This is a genomic window from Corynebacterium stercoris (genome assembly GCF_024160105.1).
GTDB classification, from domain to species: domain Bacteria; phylum Actinomycetota; class Actinomycetes; order Mycobacteriales; family Mycobacteriaceae; genus Corynebacterium; species Corynebacterium stercoris.
Genome location: NZ_JAMFTQ010000005.1, coordinates 1 through 14,721 on the forward strand (window position 1 = coordinate 1; position 14,721 = coordinate 14,721).

Annotated in this window: 20 protein-coding genes; 13 read left to right on the forward strand and 7 right to left on the reverse strand. The window is 66.3% G+C overall.

The window, feature by feature from the left end:
- Positions 1-11: 11 nt before the first annotated feature.
- Positions 12-1,193, forward strand: a complete 1,182-nt coding sequence (locus tag M5J20_RS05455) for an IS30 family transposase (protein WP_437177625.1) — start codon at positions 12-14, stop codon at positions 1,191-1,193.
- Between the two features lie 131 nt (positions 1,194-1,324).
- Here M5J20_RS05455 and rpsR read toward each other — a convergent pair whose 3' ends face one another.
- From rpsR to rpmB, 4 genes are read right to left on the reverse strand one after another with little or no spacing between them, the layout of a single operon-like run.
- Positions 1,325-1,573: a 30S ribosomal protein S18 gene (gene rpsR / locus M5J20_RS05460; protein WP_253577334.1), complete on the reverse strand. Its 249-nt coding sequence runs from the start codon at positions 1,571-1,573 to the stop codon at positions 1,325-1,327.
- 15 nt (positions 1,574-1,588) lie between these two features.
- Positions 1,589-1,894: a 30S ribosomal protein S14 gene (gene rpsN / locus M5J20_RS05465; protein WP_066530427.1), complete on the reverse strand. Its 306-nt coding sequence runs from the start codon at positions 1,892-1,894 to the stop codon at positions 1,589-1,591.
- Between the two features lie 3 nt (positions 1,895-1,897).
- A complete protein-coding gene (gene rpmG / locus M5J20_RS05470; RefSeq protein ID WP_006841072.1) occupies positions 1,898-2,062 on the reverse strand; it encodes a 50S ribosomal protein L33 in 165 nt (54 codons plus the stop codon).
- Complete coding sequence (gene rpmB, locus M5J20_RS05475; protein ID WP_253577336.1) at positions 2,062-2,298, reverse strand: 50S ribosomal protein L28; 237 nt, start codon at positions 2,296-2,298, stop codon at positions 2,062-2,064. Before rpmB ends, rpmG begins: the two co-directional genes overlap by 1 nt.
- 208 nt (positions 2,299-2,506) lie before the next feature.
- Here rpmB and M5J20_RS05480 point away from each other — a divergent pair, with 208 nt between their 5' ends.
- On the forward strand, positions 2,507-3,802 hold the full coding sequence (locus tag M5J20_RS05480) for a DUF418 domain-containing protein (RefSeq protein WP_253577337.1): 1,296 nt from the start codon (positions 2,507-2,509) through the stop codon (positions 3,800-3,802).
- Here the strand turns inward: M5J20_RS05480 and mscL are convergent.
- Positions 3,738-4,160, reverse strand: a complete 423-nt coding sequence (mscL, locus tag M5J20_RS05485; protein ID WP_253577339.1) for a large-conductance mechanosensitive channel protein MscL — start codon at positions 4,158-4,160, stop codon at positions 3,738-3,740. The genes M5J20_RS05480 and mscL overlap by 65 nt on opposite strands.
- A 226-nt stretch (positions 4,161-4,386) precedes the next feature.
- On the opposite strand from mscL, the gene M5J20_RS05490 reads away from it, so the two are divergent.
- The 7 genes from M5J20_RS05490 to M5J20_RS05520 all read left to right on the forward strand — a co-directional run bounded on the left by M5J20_RS05490 (position 4,387) and on the right by M5J20_RS05520 (position 9,217).
- A complete protein-coding gene (locus tag M5J20_RS05490; RefSeq protein ID WP_253577342.1) occupies positions 4,387-4,659 on the forward strand; it encodes a type B 50S ribosomal protein L31 in 273 nt (90 codons plus the stop codon).
- A gap of 21 nt (positions 4,660-4,680) precedes the next feature.
- Positions 4,681-4,854, forward strand: coding sequence for a 50S ribosomal protein L32 (gene rpmF / locus M5J20_RS05495; protein WP_253577344.1), 174 nt, complete (start codon positions 4,681-4,683; stop codon positions 4,852-4,854).
- A 100-nt stretch (positions 4,855-4,954) separates the two neighbouring features.
- A complete protein-coding gene (locus tag M5J20_RS05500) occupies positions 4,955-5,653 on the forward strand; it encodes a response regulator transcription factor (protein ID WP_253577346.1) in 699 nt (232 codons plus the stop codon).
- The gene (locus M5J20_RS05505; protein ID WP_253577348.1) at positions 5,650-7,107 is read left to right on the forward strand and encodes a sensor histidine kinase; all 1,458 of its coding nucleotides are present in this window, start codon (positions 5,650-5,652) and stop codon (positions 7,105-7,107) included. The genes M5J20_RS05500 and M5J20_RS05505 overlap by 4 nt, the downstream gene beginning before the upstream one ends.
- Before the next feature lie 79 nt (positions 7,108-7,186).
- On the forward strand, positions 7,187-8,392 hold the full coding sequence (locus tag M5J20_RS05510; protein ID WP_253577350.1) for a S1C family serine protease: 1,206 nt from the start codon (positions 7,187-7,189) through the stop codon (positions 8,390-8,392).
- A 55-nt stretch (positions 8,393-8,447) separates the two neighbouring features.
- On the forward strand, positions 8,448-9,011 hold the full coding sequence (locus M5J20_RS05515) for a MogA/MoaB family molybdenum cofactor biosynthesis protein (RefSeq protein WP_253577352.1): 564 nt from the start codon (positions 8,448-8,450) through the stop codon (positions 9,009-9,011).
- 5 nt (positions 9,012-9,016) lie between these two features.
- Positions 9,017-9,217 (forward strand): hypothetical protein, encoded by a 201-nt coding sequence (locus M5J20_RS05520; RefSeq protein ID WP_253577353.1) that lies wholly within the window; start codon positions 9,017-9,019, stop codon positions 9,215-9,217.
- On the opposite strand, the gene M5J20_RS05525 is transcribed toward M5J20_RS05520, so the two are convergent.
- Both M5J20_RS05525 and M5J20_RS05530 read right to left on the reverse strand, forming a co-directional pair.
- Positions 9,214-9,825: an SAF domain-containing protein gene (locus M5J20_RS05525; RefSeq protein WP_253577355.1), complete on the reverse strand. Its 612-nt coding sequence runs from the start codon at positions 9,823-9,825 to the stop codon at positions 9,214-9,216. The two genes, M5J20_RS05520 and M5J20_RS05525, sit on opposite strands and share 4 nt — an antisense overlap.
- 34 nt (positions 9,826-9,859) lie before the next feature.
- Complete coding sequence (locus tag M5J20_RS05530) at positions 9,860-10,447, reverse strand: 5-formyltetrahydrofolate cyclo-ligase (protein ID WP_253577356.1); 588 nt, start codon at positions 10,445-10,447, stop codon at positions 9,860-9,862.
- A 66-nt stretch (positions 10,448-10,513) separates the two neighbouring features.
- On the opposite strand from M5J20_RS05530, the gene M5J20_RS05535 reads away from it, so the two are divergent.
- From M5J20_RS05535 to sepX, 4 genes are all read left to right on the forward strand, one after another.
- A complete protein-coding gene (locus M5J20_RS05535) occupies positions 10,514-11,485 on the forward strand; it encodes a UTP--glucose-1-phosphate uridylyltransferase (RefSeq protein ID WP_253577358.1) in 972 nt (323 codons plus the stop codon).
- A 33-nt stretch (positions 11,486-11,518) separates the two neighbouring features.
- Positions 11,519-12,808: a molybdotransferase-like divisome protein Glp gene (gene glp / locus M5J20_RS05540; RefSeq protein ID WP_253577360.1), complete on the forward strand. Its 1,290-nt coding sequence runs from the start codon at positions 11,519-11,521 to the stop codon at positions 12,806-12,808.
- On the forward strand, positions 12,809-13,468 hold the full coding sequence (locus tag M5J20_RS05545) for a GNAT family N-acetyltransferase (protein ID WP_253577362.1): 660 nt from the start codon (positions 12,809-12,811) through the stop codon (positions 13,466-13,468).
- A gap of 109 nt (positions 13,469-13,577) precedes the next feature.
- Positions 13,578-14,654: a divisome protein SepX/GlpR gene (gene sepX / locus M5J20_RS05550; RefSeq protein ID WP_367614902.1), complete on the forward strand. Its 1,077-nt coding sequence runs from the start codon at positions 13,578-13,580 to the stop codon at positions 14,652-14,654.
- Positions 14,655-14,721 lie beyond the last annotated feature (67 nt).

A 14,721-nucleotide genomic window follows, 5' to 3' on the forward strand; every position in this document is an offset into this window, starting at 1 on the left:
CTGCGTGTGGGATGGGGTTACGTGGTGCGCTTGATGTTGATAAGGGGGTGATTAAAACACGTGGTCGGCGTGTGCCGTTTGTGCCTGATGGCCAGGCAGTTTATCGCTATAAACGGCTTATGCAGGTTCTTGCGTATGTTGATGGCCGGGTCAGTGTTCCGGTGGAGGTGTTGCCGCAGGCTGCGGTGGAGAAGGTGATTGACCGGCGGTACTTGTCGTTGGTGGAGCGGGAGCGCATCGCGGATCGGGTGAATCGGAATTTATCGGTTCGGGCGATTGCGCGTGAGCTTGGGCGTGATCCGGGGACGATTTCGCGCGAGATTAGTCGCAATAGTGGTGATGATGGCATTTATCGCCCGTATGAGGCGCACCGGAAGTCAACGCTTCGGAGGTTTCGGCCGAAGGTGTCGAAGATTGCGGCGAATCCGCGGTTGAAACAGCAGGTGTGGCAGTGGTTGCGGATGGAGTTTTCCCCTGAGCAGGTGGCTGGCCGGTTGCGCAGGGAATTCCCTGGCGATGAGACTATGCATGTGAGTCATGAAACGATCTATCAAGAGCTGTATTGCCAGGCCAGAGGCGAGTTGAAGAAGGTGGTGGCCCATGCCCTTCGTACGGGGCGGACGCGGCGTAAACCGCGTGGTCAGCGTGTTGCGAGGAGTCGGTTTATTGATCCGATGATCATGATTGCCGATCGTCCTGCTGTTGTTGAGGATCGGGCTGTGCCGGGGCATTGGGAGGGTGATCTGATTATCGGTGCAGGTGGAAGGTCTGCGATTGGGACGTTGGTGGAGCGGACGACGCGGTATGTGATGTTGCTGCATTTGCCGGATGGGCATGGTGCGGTGGCGGTGCGTGATGCGCTGGTGGAGGCGATTATGACGTTGCCGCAGCATCTTCGGGGGTCGTTGACCTGGGATCAGGGTTCAGAGATGGCTGGTCATAGGTCGTTTAGCATTGCGACGGATTGTCCGGTGTATTTCTGTGATCCGGGGTCGCCGTGGCAGCGGGGGACGAATGAGAACACTAATGGGTTGTTGCGTCAGTATTTTCCGAAAGGTGCGGATTTGAGTGTTTATGGGCGGGAGGAGTTGGAGCTTGTTGCTCATCGGTTGAATTGTCGGCCGCGTAAGACGTTGGGTTTTGCTACTCCTGCGGAGCGGATGGCGGAGCTGTTAGGTTTAGCTGAAAGCTAGGAAATGTTGCAACGACCCCTAGAATCCGCCCTGCTAGCCAAACACGAAAAGACCCGCTCTCAACCCCGGTGGGGGAGAGCGGGTCTTTGTTTAGCCGAAGGCTACGCTGCTGACGTCGTTACCGCTAGGGTTTAGCGGCTGGTGAACGGCAGAAGAGCCATCTCGCGCGCGTTCTTCACGGCGGTGGCAACCTGACGCTGCTGCTGCGGGGTCAGGCCGGTGACGCGGCGGGAGCGGATCTTGTGGCGATCCGAGATGAAAAGACGCAGGGTCTCAACATCCTTGTAGTCCACGGTCTCAATGCCCTTGGCCTTGAGCGGGTTCTTCTTCGGGCGGCGGGACTGCTCCATGCGCGGCTTGCGGGTGTTATTGCGCTTCATAGTGTGCGTTCCTCCTTACCACGAAGACTTGCGGACGCCAGGCAGCTCACCGCGGTGAGCCATCTCGCGCATACGGACACGGGAAACACCGAACTTGCGGAGGTAGCCGCGCGGGCGGCCGTCACGCGAGTCGCGGTTGCGCACGCGCACCGGGGAGGCGTCGCGCGGCTGACGGTTGAGCTCAAACTGAGCGTCGAGACGGTCCTCGTCGGAGGTCTCCGGGTTGCGGATGATCGCCTTCAGCTCGTTACGGCGCTCTGCGTAACGTGCGACGATCTCCTTGCGCTGCTCGTTCTTAGCGATCTTGGACTTCTTAGCCATTGATTATCGCTCCTCGCGGAATTCGACGTGCTTGCGCACAACCGGGTCGTACTTCTTCAGCGTGATGCGATCCGGGTTGTTGCGCTTGTTCTTGCGGGTGACGTAGGTGAAACCAGTGCCCGCGGTGCTCTTGAGCTTGATAATCGGGCGAATATCGTTACGTGCCATTAGACCTTCTCACCTCGTGCGCGGATCTGGGCGACAACGGACTCGATGCCGTCGCGATCGATGATCTTCAGGCCCTTGGTGGAAACGGTCAGGGTGATGGTACGGCCCTCGGAGGGCAGGTAGAACCGGCGCTTCTGCACGTTGGGGTTCCAACGGCGCGAGTGGCGGCGGTGCGAGTGCGAGACGGTCTTGCCGAACTGCGGCTTCCGTCCCGTGACCTGGCAATGTGCCGACATGGGTTGACTTCCTTTACTTCTGCCGCCCACGCACTGACTGCAGGTGAGGAATGTCCCGGCAAAGGCGAGCGGAGTGAGGGCCGCTACCACGCATCGGAACAGGTGCAATCGGTTGACGCAGGCGTAAACGTGTACTTCGACAACAGCGAGAGACAACCCTACACGCTGGCCCGGCGTATTCCTAATCGCTTTTGTTAGCATCGCCGCCATGCAACACTCAGCCGCCAAGCGGGCGGAGTTCACCACCTACCGGCGCATTGTCGCCCTCGATGTCGCCCGCGGGCTGGCCATTTTGGGCACCCTGGCCACGAACATCTGGATCTTCGCCACCTGGAACCTGGACAGCAGTGTATTGGAGGCTGCACTCGACCCGAACTACACCGTCGCCGGCGAGATCGCCGACGTCGCCGCGCACGGTTCCGGGCTCGAGCTTGCCGACGCGCTTTTCAGCGGCCTGTCCTACTTAATCACCGACGGCAAGTTCCTCGGCCTGCTCACCATCATGTTCGGCATCGGCCTCGAGATCCAGCGCCAATCCGCCCTCAAGCGCGGCGAGCGCTGGCCCGGCCGCTACTACTGGCGCGCGGCCATTCTGGTCGGAGAGGGCCTGTTGAATTACATCTTCATCTTCGAGTTCGACGTGCTCATGGGCTACGGACTCACCGCGCTCGCCGTCGCGCCGATCCTGGCACGCAGCGAGAAAGTGCAGAAGGTCTGGATGTGGATCGGTCTCAGCCTGCACACGATCATCATGGCCCTAATTTCCCTCAGCGCCTTGTGGGTGGCCAACTGGGCCGGCGAGGAATGGCAAGAAGCGCAAATCGCCGCAGACGACGCTGCGGCTGCCGACGGGGGCCTGGCCCTGTACACCGACACCAGCAACTACTTCGACATGGTGCGCACGCGCCTCGCGGACTTTGTCAATGGCCGTTTCGAGATCCCGATCATGGTGCTGATGGGCCTCGGCGTCTTCATCCTCGCCGCGCGGCTGTACCGCGCGGGCCTGTTCCAGCCGGCGATGGCCGCGTTGCGGCGCAAGGTGATGCTCGTCGGCCTCGGCGTCGGCCTCCCGCTCGACTGGGGCCTGCGCCTGTTCGCCAGCGGCGCCGCGGCGGCGTTCACCCGCTACGTCAGCTCCACCGTCGTCGCCTTCGGTGTGCTCGCGCTGATCGCCGCGTACTACGTGAAACGAGACAACCGCCTCGGCGCTGTGGGCAGCGCTTTGGCGGCTTTGGGCAGGATGGCACTCACGTGCTATCTGCTTCAGAACATCTTGGCCTCCATCGTGTTCTACGATTTTGGCCTCGGCGCGGCCCGGGTGACTGCCGGTGAGTGGCAGACGCTGTGGGTCACGCTGATTTACCTGGCTCTGTGCGGGGTGCTGATCGGCTTAAGCCTTCTGTGGCTGCGGTTCTTCCCGCGCGGGCCCGTGGAGTTAGCTATGCATTGGGCGTACGAGGCGCCTGGCCGGGCTGGGCGGCGAGCAGGTCGCGGATCTCGCTGAGCAGCTCGGTCTCGGTCGGAGCCGGGGCCTCCGGGTCGATGCCCTTGCGGCGCTTCTGGGCCTCATCCAGCTTGTTCATCGGGGCAACGATGATGAAGTACACAACTGCCGCGATGAGCAGGAAGTTGATGATGGCGGTGATCAGCGCACCGAAGTCGATGAAGGTCGCGTCGTTGCCCGGGATGACGTGGACGCCGAGGGGGGAGAAGTCGACGCCGCCGATGGAAGCGATCAGCGGGTTGATGATGTTGTCCGAGAACGCCGTGACAACAGCGGTGAACGCTGCACCGATAACCACACCGACTGCGAGGTCGATGACGTTGCCGCGCAAAATGAAATCTTTGAAGCCCTGAATCATGCAAACTCCTTAATATAACCGTCTGTGGATGACGGCTGCACAATCTACAACAGGTCAGAGACTTCCGCGCAATTAGGAAACCCCGCTCGTGCGCAGTAATATATTGCGGGTTGTCTGGCGAATGCCGGACGAAAAGACCACGATCCCAACTCAGGCACGATCCCGCACGCCATTTTCCCGCGGCAGGAACCGACCTGAAGTTCAATCCTGAGGGAGACAGATCCATATGAGGAATGACATTCACCCGGATTACCACCCGGTGATTTTCCAGGACGCGAACACGGGCCACAAGTTCCTGACGCGCTCCACCCTGAAGTCCGACCGCACCGAGCAGTGGGAGGACGGCAACGAGTACCCGCTCGTGGTTGTCGATGTGACCGCTGAGTCCCACCCGTTCTGGACCGGCGCACAGCGTCTCATGGACACCGCCGGCCGTGTTGAGAAGTTCAACCAGCGTTTCGGCGGCATGGCCCGCCGTAAGAAGAAGTCCGCTAACTAAGGCCGGAGAGGAGACACTTAAATGGCAACCCCGAAGTTCCGTATGTCCCGCGCGAACACCCGCATGCGTCGCGCGCAGTGGAAGGCAGACAACGCTGACCTGCAGACCGTCAAGATCGACGGCCAGGAGGTTCGCATCCCGCGCCGCCTGGTGAAGGCTGCTCAGGCTGGCCTGATCGACGTCGAGCAGTTCTAAGCTTTACGACGATTCCCTGCGAAACCGGACCGTTCCGAGCGAACGGGTCCGGTTTTTTCATGCCCGGTGACCGGAAGATGCATCGTTTATGATGAGCCGTATGAAAATACTTGTCGTTGATGATGAGCAGGCGGTGCGCGATTCGCTCCGGCGCTCCCTGCGCTTCAACGGCTACGAGGTCGTGCTCGCCGAGGACGGCGAGGAGGCCCTGGAGAAGATCCGTACTGAGCGGCCCGACCTGACGGTGCTCGACGTGATGATGCCGAAGATGGACGGGCTCGAGGTGTGCCGCGTGCTTCGTGAGGAGGGGGACCTCTCGCCGGTGCTCATGCTCACGGCGCGGGAGGGCGTGGCGGACCGGGTCGCTGGCCTGGACGCTGGTGCGGACGATTACTTGCCGAAACCTTTCGCGCTGGAGGAGCTGCTCGCGCGCGTGCGCTCGCTGCTGCGCCGCACCCAGGACCTCTCCTCAGACGGGACCTCTCTGGAGGACGCGACGATCAGCTTCGAGGATCTCTCGCTGAACACCGAGACGCGCGAGGTGCACCGCGGCGAGCGCCAGATCACGCTCACGCGCACCGAGTTCTCTTTGCTGCACCTCCTGATGACGAATGCCCGCCGCGTACTCTCGCGCCAGCAGATCCTGGAGGATGTGTGGGGCTACGATTTCCCCACCTCAGGTAACGCGCTGGAGGTCTACATTGGTTACCTGCGCAAGAAGACCGAGCTGGAAGGGGAGTCGCGGCTGATCCACACCGTGCGCGGTGTGGGTTACGTTCTGCGGGAGAACGCTCCGTGATCCTGCGGCAATCTGCCGCGCTGTATGAGCTGCGCAACCCGGAGGACGATGGCGAGGCCCCGAGCTTCACGCCCGCAGCGCTGTTCGGATCGGGCCTTTCATTGCGCGCGCAGCTCGCCGCGCTGACAGGCATGCTGCTGGTGCTCGGCATCGTGCTCGCCGGCGGCATCGGCTACTGGGCCGCCACCGCGGCGCGCAACTCCGTGCTGGACATGGAGCTCAACGACCGCTCCTGCGCGCTGGTACACGAGATCCGCGAGATTGAGAGCAGGGATCCTGCCGACGTCCGCAGCGCCGTGAGCGCGTTCAAGGAAGCCAACCCCCTGGTCCGGGCTGCCGTTTCACCCACCTGGACGGAGGCGTTCATCGGCGACCCGGTGCCCGTTGGCGGCACCTTCATCCAACAGCCGAGCGGCGACGAGCGCTCCACGCGCTCCATCGGAGACAGCCGCGTTGTCGCGCTGCGCACCGCGGAGGGCGAGGTGGTCGCGCTCGCGCAGCACGTGGATCCGCACGGCAGAATCCTCGGGCGCGTCGGCGGCGCGCTGCTTCTGCTGTTCGGCCTCGGGGTGCTGCTCACCACCGCCGTGGTGTTGGTGGTTCCCGCCGTCGCCATCCGCCCCTTCGCCCGGCTCAAGGAAACCGTCGACGACGTGACGCGCACCGGCGAGCTGCGATTCGTCCCCGTCGAGGGCGATGACGAGTTGGCGAGCGTGAGCCGCTCCTTCAACGACATGGTGCAGACGCTGCAGAAGATGCGCACCACCCAAGCCCAACTCGTCGCAGACGCCGGCCACGAGCTGAAAACCCCGCTGACATCGATGCGCACCAACATTGAACTGCTCCTGCTCGCGCACCGGACTGGGCGTGCCGACGAGTTGCCCGCGGAGGAGCGCGAAGCCATCGAGCGCGACGTGATCGCCCAGATGGACGAGATGACCGCGTTGATCAGCAGCCTCGTCGACCTCGCCCGCGAGGAGGCCCCGGGCCAGGTGTCGGAGGAGTTCCGCCTCGACGAGGTACTCGACGAGGCAGCACAACGCTGCAACCGGCGCCGCCCCGACCTGTTTTTCGATGTCGCTCTGGAGCCCTGGTTGATGTACGGCGACCGCGACGCCATGCTGCGCGCGCCGCTGAACATCATCGATAACGCCGCGAAGTGGTCGCCGCCGGGCGGGAGGGTGCGTATTTCTCTTGAGGCATCGCAGCGCCGGGCAGTGCTCATGGTCGACGATTCGGGCCCCGGCATTCCGCCTGAGGAGCGCGAGCGCGTCTTCCACCGCTTCTACCGCGCGACCGAGACGCGGTCCACGCCCGGCTCGGGACTTGGCCTCGCCATCACCAAACAGGTGCTGGAACGCCACGACGCCAAGGTCTACGTGGAGGAGTCCGACGACGGCGGCGCCCGTTTCCGCGTCGTGTTCCCCGGCCGCGTGCCGCCCGACGGGGATTAAGCAAACGCACAGGCAACATTGCGCTTCGTGTTTCCCGCCCGGAAGTGACCCCACAGAGCAGTACGGCACAATGTCGCGCATGAGTACCGCCTACCCGCCGCAGGAACCGCACGGCACTGCACCCATCCCCGTTACTGACCCTTACGCCACCGCCTACGGGCCTACGGTGACGCAAGCGAACGTCGAGAAGCCCAAGCGCCCCAGTGTGTGGCCTGCGGTGGCGGCGGCGGTGGTGACCTCGCTCATCGTGGGCGCCGGCGCCGGGTACGTGGCGGGATCGGCGGGAAGCGGAAACGCGCAGCAGAGCGAAACCCAGAACGCGCTGGAGCAGCCGGTGCGCGAGAGCCTCGAGGAGGCGCCGGACGGGTCGGTGGAGAAGGTCGCTGCCGCGGTCTTGCCGACGGTTGTGTCCATCGAGGTGCAGGGCACGCGCGGTGTTGCGGAGGGCTCCGGGTCGATCATTTCTTCCGACGGCTACGTGCTCACCAACCACCACGTCATCGAGGCGGGGGCGAGCGAGCAATCCCAGATCACCGTGACGCTGAACGACGGCTCGCGGCACCCGGCCACCTACGTCGCGTCCGACGTGAACACGGACATCGGCGTGCTCAAGATCGAGGGTGTGACCGATCTGCCGGTCATCGAGTTCGGCGACTCGGACAGTCTGCGCGTCGGCCAGCAGGTGGTGGCGGTCGGCTCGCCGCTGGGGCTCTCCGCAACGGTGACCAGCGGCATCGTCTCCGCGCTCAACCGCCCGGTGCGCGCGGGGCAGGGCGGGGGTGAGAGCTCGCTCATGGACGGCATCCAGACCGACGCCGCGATCAACCCCGGCAACTCCGGCGGCCCGCTCGTGGACATGCAGGGCCGCCTCATCGGCATGAACTCGGTGATTGCGTCGCTGTCCTCCGGAGGGTTCGGCCGCTCCGCCTCCGGCGGGTCGATCGGCCTGGGCTTCGCCATCCCGTCCAACTTCGCGCAGCGCGTGGCGCAGCAGCTTATTGAGAGGGGCGAAGCCACCCAGCCGATGCTCGGCGTGCAGGTCAGCGTGCTCGAAAGCGGTACCGACGGCGCGCTTATCTCCGGTGTCCAGCCGGGCAGTCCGGCGGAGGCGGCCGGGCTTACAGCGGGTGAGACTGTCACGCGGCTCAACGACAGGCTCATCGATTCGGCCGACGCACTTATCGCGGCGACCCGTTCCCGCGGGTTCGGCGAGACCGTCACGCTCGAGGTGCGTTCGCCGGATAACTCCCTGAGAACGGTAGATGTGACGCTGAGTAGCGAGTAACATCCCACACGAACATTCCCGCCCTTGACGCCCGCGAGAGAGTAGGCAACAACGTATGTCTGTCCCCCAGGATTCGCTCGATTTCCTTGAGCCGGACGAGGAGCTGCTGCGCGCCTCCGAGCTGGAGGGCGATACGCCGAACACCCCGTGCGCCCTTGTGGTGCTGGTGGGGGACCGCCGCTTCGAGGGACCGGGCGATAAGACGCACACCATGGTCTCTGAGTTGCTCACGGAGATCGGCTTCCAGGTGGACGCGGTCGTGCGCGCGAAGTCGAAGAAGTCCGAGATCCGCAAGGCGATCGAGACCGGCGTGGTCGGCGGCGTCGACCTGGTGCTCACCATCGGCGGCACGGGCGTGGGCGCGCGCGACAAGACGCCGGAGGCCACCCGCGCGGTGATCGACAAGATGGTCCCGGGCGTCAGCCAGGCGATCCGCTCCTCCGGCCAGGCGTGCGGCGCGGTGGACGCATGCACCTCCCGCGGCATCTGCGGCGTGTCCGGCTCAACGGTGGTGGTGAACCTCGCGCCGAGCCGCCAGGCGATCCGCGACGGCGTGGCCACGATCGGCCCCCTAGTCCAGCACCTCATCGCAGAGCTCAACGAGCACAGCGTCGCGTAAGAACCATGGCGCCAGAACCCCGCCAGCGCCGGCGTGCCCGCCGCGTGGCAGACGTAGATTATGACCGCACTGCGGACACCGCCCCGGAGGGCGTGGAGACCGCGGCCGATGCGGAGCGCGTGGTCGAGCTCGACGAGTTCGCGGACGAGCAGCTCACCGGCAAGGAGTTCTACGAGAGCGAGCGCCCGCCCCACCACGGCGATTAGCCTGCGCTGAGCACCACCGTCAACGGGTCGGTGAGCGAGGCCGCCGCTACCGCGGCCGCCTGCGTTTGGCGCAAGAGCACCAGCACCGTGCCCGCTTCGCCGACGGTGACAATTCGCCCGCCAGCAGCGACGATCGCGGGGCCCTCGCCGATCACATCCACCCGCGCGCCGTGGCGCAGCATCGGCAAGATGTCCGGCTCAGCCAACGGCACCGGCACCATGGTGAAAGCCTCGCCGGGCGGTTCCTCGGCTACCAGGGCTGTGAAGAGGTCGGGGCCGACCAGCCGTGTCGCCGTCACCACCTCACCGGGCGCTGCGCCGGCGGCGAGGATCTGTCCCTCCGCCTGGGCAACCTCGGTGAGCGCCCCCTCCGGCACGATGGCCGCCGGCAGACGCACCGCAGCGAGATCCGCAGACGTGAGTACGGCACCGGCAGGCACGGGTGCGGCGAAGGTGAGGACGAGGGGGTCGGCGCTGCGTGCGTCGAGAAGCATGCTGCCCAGCGCAACCAGCACCAGCGCCGCGGCGAGTGCGCGCCGGACCAGAGTGCTGCGGTGGTGGCCGGGTCGTGTGATGGCGTGAAAGCGGTCTATAAATACAGTGTCCATGCGTATTAGACGCACGGATCGCGCCGCCGGTTCCCTAAGCGCGCGAAATCACCTTAAAGCTGCTCGGGGTGATCACGGCGGAGACGGGCACGTCGTGCGGGTCGTGGGGGACGGCGTCCAAGCATTCTTCGTCGTAGACCACGGCCGCGACGGGTACCTCAAGGCCGGCAAGGGCCCGATCGTAGTAGCCCGCGCCCTTGCCCAGGCGCATGCCGCGCACGTCCACCGCCATCGCGGGAGCGAGGATCAGCTCGCACGATTTCAGCACGTTGGAGTTGAAGCGGGGGCCTGAAGGTTCGGTAATGCCGAGCGCACCGGGACGCGTCGCGCCATCCGCCTGGGCCCACGCGAGAATGCCGTTTGGCAGCGAAATGGGCAGCCACACCTTGTGGCCCGCGGCGGCGAGGCGCGCGGGGAAGTCCGCAGGGCCGGGCTCGGAAGGCAGCGGGGCATAGGCGGCGACGGAACCGGAAACACCGAAGTGCGCGAGGCAATCCAGGGTGGCGCTAAGCAAACTTTCGTCGAGAAGCGCCTGAGCCCCGGGCTGCGCCTTGCGCTGAACGCGCTGGGCGGAGATCGCGGTGCGGAGTTCCTGCTTGCGGGCGGCAGTGGTCTCGCTCATGCGCACATCTTCCCACGGCCGAGTCGGATACGGGGCAGCGCGCGTAGGCGGGTAAACTCACACCTTATGCAGAAGTCTCACGATCTCGCCCCGGATTCCGCCCAGCCCGCCGTGCGCACGGTGGTGGTACCGGCAGCGGGCATGGGGACGCGGTTCCTCCCGGCCACCAAGACGGTGCCGAAGGAGCTGCTGCCCGTCGTGGACACCCCGGGCATCGAACTGATCGCGGAGGAAGCCGCCGCGCTCGGCGCGGAGCGCCTGGCCATTGTGGTCGCGCCGGAGAAGCAGGAGATAATGCGCCACTTCGGCGAATTCTCCGCGCTGCGCAACCGCCTTATGGAACGCGGCAAGGACGAGCAGGCAGAGAAGGTCTCCCGCGCGAACGGCTTGATCCATGCGGTGGCGGTGACGCAGGATGAGCCGCTGGGTCTCGGCCACGCGGTGGGCTGCGCCGAGGCCGCGCTGGATGCGGAGGAGGACGTTGTCGCCGTCATGCTGCCGGATGACTTGGTACTGCCGGCCGGGGTGATGGAGAAGATGGTGCGCGTGCGCGAGGAGTTCGGCGGTTCCGTGCTCTGCGCCTTCAACGTCACCGAAGATGAGGTGTTCAACTACGGCGTCTTCGACGTCGTCCCCGCCGACGGCGACGTGGCAGGCGTCGAGGTGCTCAAGGTGCGCGGCATGGTGGAGAAGCCGTCCAAGGAGGAAGCACCCTCCACGCTGGTGGCCACGGGCCGCTACCTGCTGGATCGCGCCGTGTTCGACGCGCTGACCCGCATCACCCCGGGCAAGGGCGGGGAGCTGCAGCTCACCGACGCCATCGAGCTGATGATCCAGGAAGGCCACCCCGTGCACGTGGTGGTGCACGACGGCAAGCGCCACGACCTGGGCAACCCTGGCGGCTACATTCCGGCGAACGTGGACTTCGGCCTGCGCGACGAAAAGTACGGCCCGGCGCTCTACACCGCCATCAAGCAGATCATCGCCGATTTCGAGGCGGAGCACCCCGAGGTGCTCGCCCGCGGCGAGCAGGCGTAGGCACACACCAACCAGGCGAGGGGAGCGGGGCCGATGCGCAGCGTTGAACAGCAGCTGGACATGGTCGTTGATGCCGCCGTGGTGCCGGAGCCTGTCCGCGTGGGCATCGGCGACGCCCTCGGGTTGATGTGCGCCGAGGAGGTCAGCGCCACCCGCCCGCTGCCGGGCTTCGCGCAGGCCGCGGTAGACGGCTACGCGGTGCGCGCCGTGGACGTGGGCGGCACCGCTGGGCTTTCCGCGCGTCACGACGCAAGCGATCAGCCCGACGCGGAAGCCCCCAAACCCGCCCGCGACGGCGCGCTGCCCGTGGTGGGTGAAGTGGCTGCCGGCTCGCAAAAGCCGCTCCGCCTGCAGCCGCGCCAGGCGGTGCGCGTGGCCACGGGTGCACCCTTGCCGACGCTTGCCGACGCCGTCCTGCCGCTCGAGTGGACCGACCGCGGCGTGAAGCGCGTGACCCCGACCCGGCCCGTCGGCAGCGGCGAATTTGTGCGCCGCCCCGGTGCCGACATCCAGCCGGGCGACATCGCCGTGCGCTCGGGCGCGGTCCTCGGCCCCGCCCAGGTGGGCCTGCTTGCCGCCGCCGGCCGCGACAAGGTGCTGGTCTACCCGCGTCCGCGCGTCACCGTGATGAGCTACGGCCTGGAGCTCGTGGATGTGGACCGCGAGCCAGGTCTCGGACAGGTCTACGACGTGGCGTCGTACGTGGTCGCCGCCGCTGCCGAGGAGGCCGGCGCGGACGTGCACCGCGTGGGCATCATAAACGCCGAGCCGCGCCGCCTGCGCGAGGTGGTCGCCTCCGCCGTGGCGCGCAGCGAGCTAGTCATCATCTGCGGCGCCGTCGGCGGCTCGGGCGCCGGCGCGATTCAGGACGTGCTCGGCGAGCTGGGGGAGGTGGACACCACCCGCGTGGCCATGCACCCCGGCTCGGTCCAGGGCTTCGCCCTGCTCGGCGACGAACGCGTGCCCGCCTTCCTCCTCCCCGCCAACCCGGTCAGCGCCCTCGTCATCGCGGAGACGATCGTGCGCCCTGCGATCCGCAAATCCCTGGGCAAGAGCTCGACCGGCCGCCGCGCCGTGCGGGCGCGCTCCCTGCGCGCTATCGAGTCGATCGGCGGGCGCCGAGGCTACGTCCGAGCCCGCCTCATGCGCGATGCGGACACCGGCGACTACCTGGTGGAGAGCCTCGGCACCGCCGACGGATCGCCGGCGCACCTGCTCGCCGGCTTCGCTGAGGCGAACGCGATGATCCGCCTGCCCGAAGGTGTGACCTACGTGCGCCCGGGCGATATCGTGGACGTTGAGTTTCTGCAGCAGCGGTCCTAGATGTTCGACCGTGTTCTCGCGCCCTTTCGCGCACCTACCCCGGGCTGGCCGGAATCCACCGGCGATGTCATCCTCCGCGACGGCTCCCACGTGCGCCTGCGCCCCCTCGCCTCGCGGGATGCGGAAGCCTGGATGCAGATGCGCATCCAGGACGAGAAGTGGCTGAAACCCGTCGAGCCCACCACGCAGGGCACGTGGCGCGACGCGCACTCGCCTGCGGCCTGGCGCAACAGCTACTTAAACCTCAAGCGCCTCGCCGCCGACGGCACGGTCGTGCCCTTCGTCATCGAGGTCGACGGGCATTTCGCCGGCCAGGTCACCCTCGGCAACATCCAGCACGGCGCGGTGAGCGAATGCTGGATCGGCTACTGGGTGTACTCGCCCTACATGGGCCGCGGCGTGGCCACCGCCGCCTGTGCTCTAGGCACGGACCACGCCTTCGGCCGGGTGGGCATGCACCGCGTCACCGCGACGTATTTGCCGTACAACCCTGCGTCGGGACGCGTGCTCAAAGCCTGCGGCTACCGCGAGGAAGGCTTCATGCGCCGCAACCTGCACATCGACGGCCAGTGGCGCGACCACCACTTCGTTGCGCTGAACATCGAGGACTTTCCGACGACCGCGGTGCAGCGCCTCGCTGCCGCGGGCCGCATCCGCTGAATTCGCCGGGCACTTTCACGGCGCGCCGGGCGGGTGAGTCTCGCGTGTGCCGATAGCGTGATGGGGAACAACCCTGGGTGAATTTTGTGACGAAAGGTGGCGCGTGCTGATGGGCAGCCCGAGCCTGATCATTCTGCTGATCATTGTCGTGTGGATCATCGTGCTGGCACCGCTGGTGCTGGGCAACAACAAGCCGATCCGCCGCTCCGGCGAAGGCTACGAGGAAACCCGCGTGCTGCTCGAGGGCGGCACCGCACCAGTTGCCACCCGCCGCCGCCCGAAGCTCACCGCTGCCGACGTGCACCGCCACAACACCGCGTCCGACGAGGACTACGAGGTCGTCGAGGCCGTGGCCGAGGAGGAGCAGGTGCTTATCGACGACACGAACGGGGCGCTGCGCCCGCTCTTCCCCAAGCGCGCCGGTTCGTCCCGCGTTGCGGTGATTGAGCAGCCCGTCGTCGAGGCAGAAGCAGAGGAGCCCGCGGACGCTGCGGCCGCCGAGGAGACGGAAACATCGGGCGGCTCCACCGCATACTCCGTGCTGAAGGCCGAGGCTGGCTCCACCGTCTACGAGGTCGACGAAGCGTACCTCGCGCCCTCCGACTTTGGCTACGAGGCAGAAGCCGAGCCGGATGCGGAAGCCGAGCTCGAGGACGAGGTAGAGCTGGAGGCTGAGACCGAGGAGGACGCGGAGGACGCGGAGGACACCGAGGTCGTCGAGGCGACCGAGGACGACCAGGCGTACGCCGAGACCCGCAAGGGCCGCGGCGGCTGGGATCCGAAGCGTGACGAGTTGATCCGCGCCGACCGCCAGAAGCGCCGCCAGCGCACCTTCCTGGGCCTCATCATCGCCTGCGTGATTACCTTGGTCGCCGCGACAGTCGCGGGCGGCTGGGTGTGGGTGCTGCCCGCCATCTCGATCGCGCTGACGGTGTGGTTCATGGTGGCGCTGCGCCGCGTCGTCAAGCAGGAGCGCGCCCTGCGTGCCCGCCGGATGCGCCAGCTGCGCCGCGCCCGCTTAGGCGTCGACACTGTGGAGCGCCCCGCCCCGGCAGCCGGCGAGCGCCGCCGCGCAGGCTCCGTGATCCTCAACTTGGACGACGAGAGCCCGGATTTCGACCACCTCCCGCGCTACCGCCAGCCGGAGCCGGACCACGGCCGCTTCCGCGAGGACCGCGTCGCATAACGACCCGATTAGCCCAGCTCACCCCGGCGATTTCGAGGTGGAGACGCGCGGGAGTAACCTTGCTCGC

Coding starts and splice junctions, on each gene's coding strand:
- M5J20_RS05480 (WP_253577337.1), top strand. CDS start 2,507: ATGCAACACTCAGCCGCCAAGCGGGCGGAGTTCACCACCTACCGGCGC.
- rpsR (WP_253577334.1), bottom strand. CDS start 1,573: ATGAAGCGCAATAACACCCGCAAGCCGCGCATGGAGCAGTCCCGCCGC.
- M5J20_RS05520 (WP_253577353.1), top strand. CDS start 9,017: ATGGCGCCAGAACCCCGCCAGCGCCGGCGTGCCCGCCGCGTGGCAGAC.
- sepX (WP_367614902.1), top strand. CDS start 13,578: ATGGGCAGCCCGAGCCTGATCATTCTGCTGATCATTGTCGTGTGGATC.
- M5J20_RS05530 (WP_253577356.1), bottom strand. CDS start 10,447: ATGAGCGAGACCACTGCCGCCCGCAAGCAGGAACTCCGCACCGCGATC.
- M5J20_RS05535 (WP_253577358.1), top strand. CDS start 10,514: ATGCAGAAGTCTCACGATCTCGCCCCGGATTCCGCCCAGCCCGCCGTG.
- M5J20_RS05455 (WP_437177625.1), top strand. CDS start 12: ATGGGGTTACGTGGTGCGCTTGATGTTGATAAGGGGGTGATTAAAACA.
- M5J20_RS05545 (WP_253577362.1), top strand. CDS start 12,809: ATGTTCGACCGTGTTCTCGCGCCCTTTCGCGCACCTACCCCGGGCTGG.
- glp (WP_253577360.1), top strand. CDS start 11,519: ATGCGCAGCGTTGAACAGCAGCTGGACATGGTCGTTGATGCCGCCGTG.
- rpmF (WP_253577344.1), top strand. CDS start 4,681: ATGGCAACCCCGAAGTTCCGTATGTCCCGCGCGAACACCCGCATGCGT.
- rpmB (WP_253577336.1), bottom strand. CDS start 2,298: ATGTCGGCACATTGCCAGGTCACGGGACGGAAGCCGCAGTTCGGCAAG.
- M5J20_RS05525 (WP_253577355.1), bottom strand. CDS start 9,825: ATGGACACTGTATTTATAGACCGCTTTCACGCCATCACACGACCCGGC.
- rpmG (WP_006841072.1), bottom strand. CDS start 2,062: ATGGCACGTAACGATATTCGCCCGATTATCAAGCTCAAGAGCACCGCG.
- mscL (WP_253577339.1), bottom strand. CDS start 4,160: ATGATTCAGGGCTTCAAAGATTTCATTTTGCGCGGCAACGTCATCGAC.
- M5J20_RS05500 (WP_253577346.1), top strand. CDS start 4,955: ATGAAAATACTTGTCGTTGATGATGAGCAGGCGGTGCGCGATTCGCTC.
- M5J20_RS05515 (WP_253577352.1), top strand. CDS start 8,448: ATGTCTGTCCCCCAGGATTCGCTCGATTTCCTTGAGCCGGACGAGGAG.
- M5J20_RS05490 (WP_253577342.1), top strand. CDS start 4,387: ATGAGGAATGACATTCACCCGGATTACCACCCGGTGATTTTCCAGGAC.
- M5J20_RS05510 (WP_253577350.1), top strand. CDS start 7,187: ATGAGTACCGCCTACCCGCCGCAGGAACCGCACGGCACTGCACCCATC.
- rpsN (WP_066530427.1), bottom strand. CDS start 1,894: ATGGCTAAGAAGTCCAAGATCGCTAAGAACGAGCAGCGCAAGGAGATC.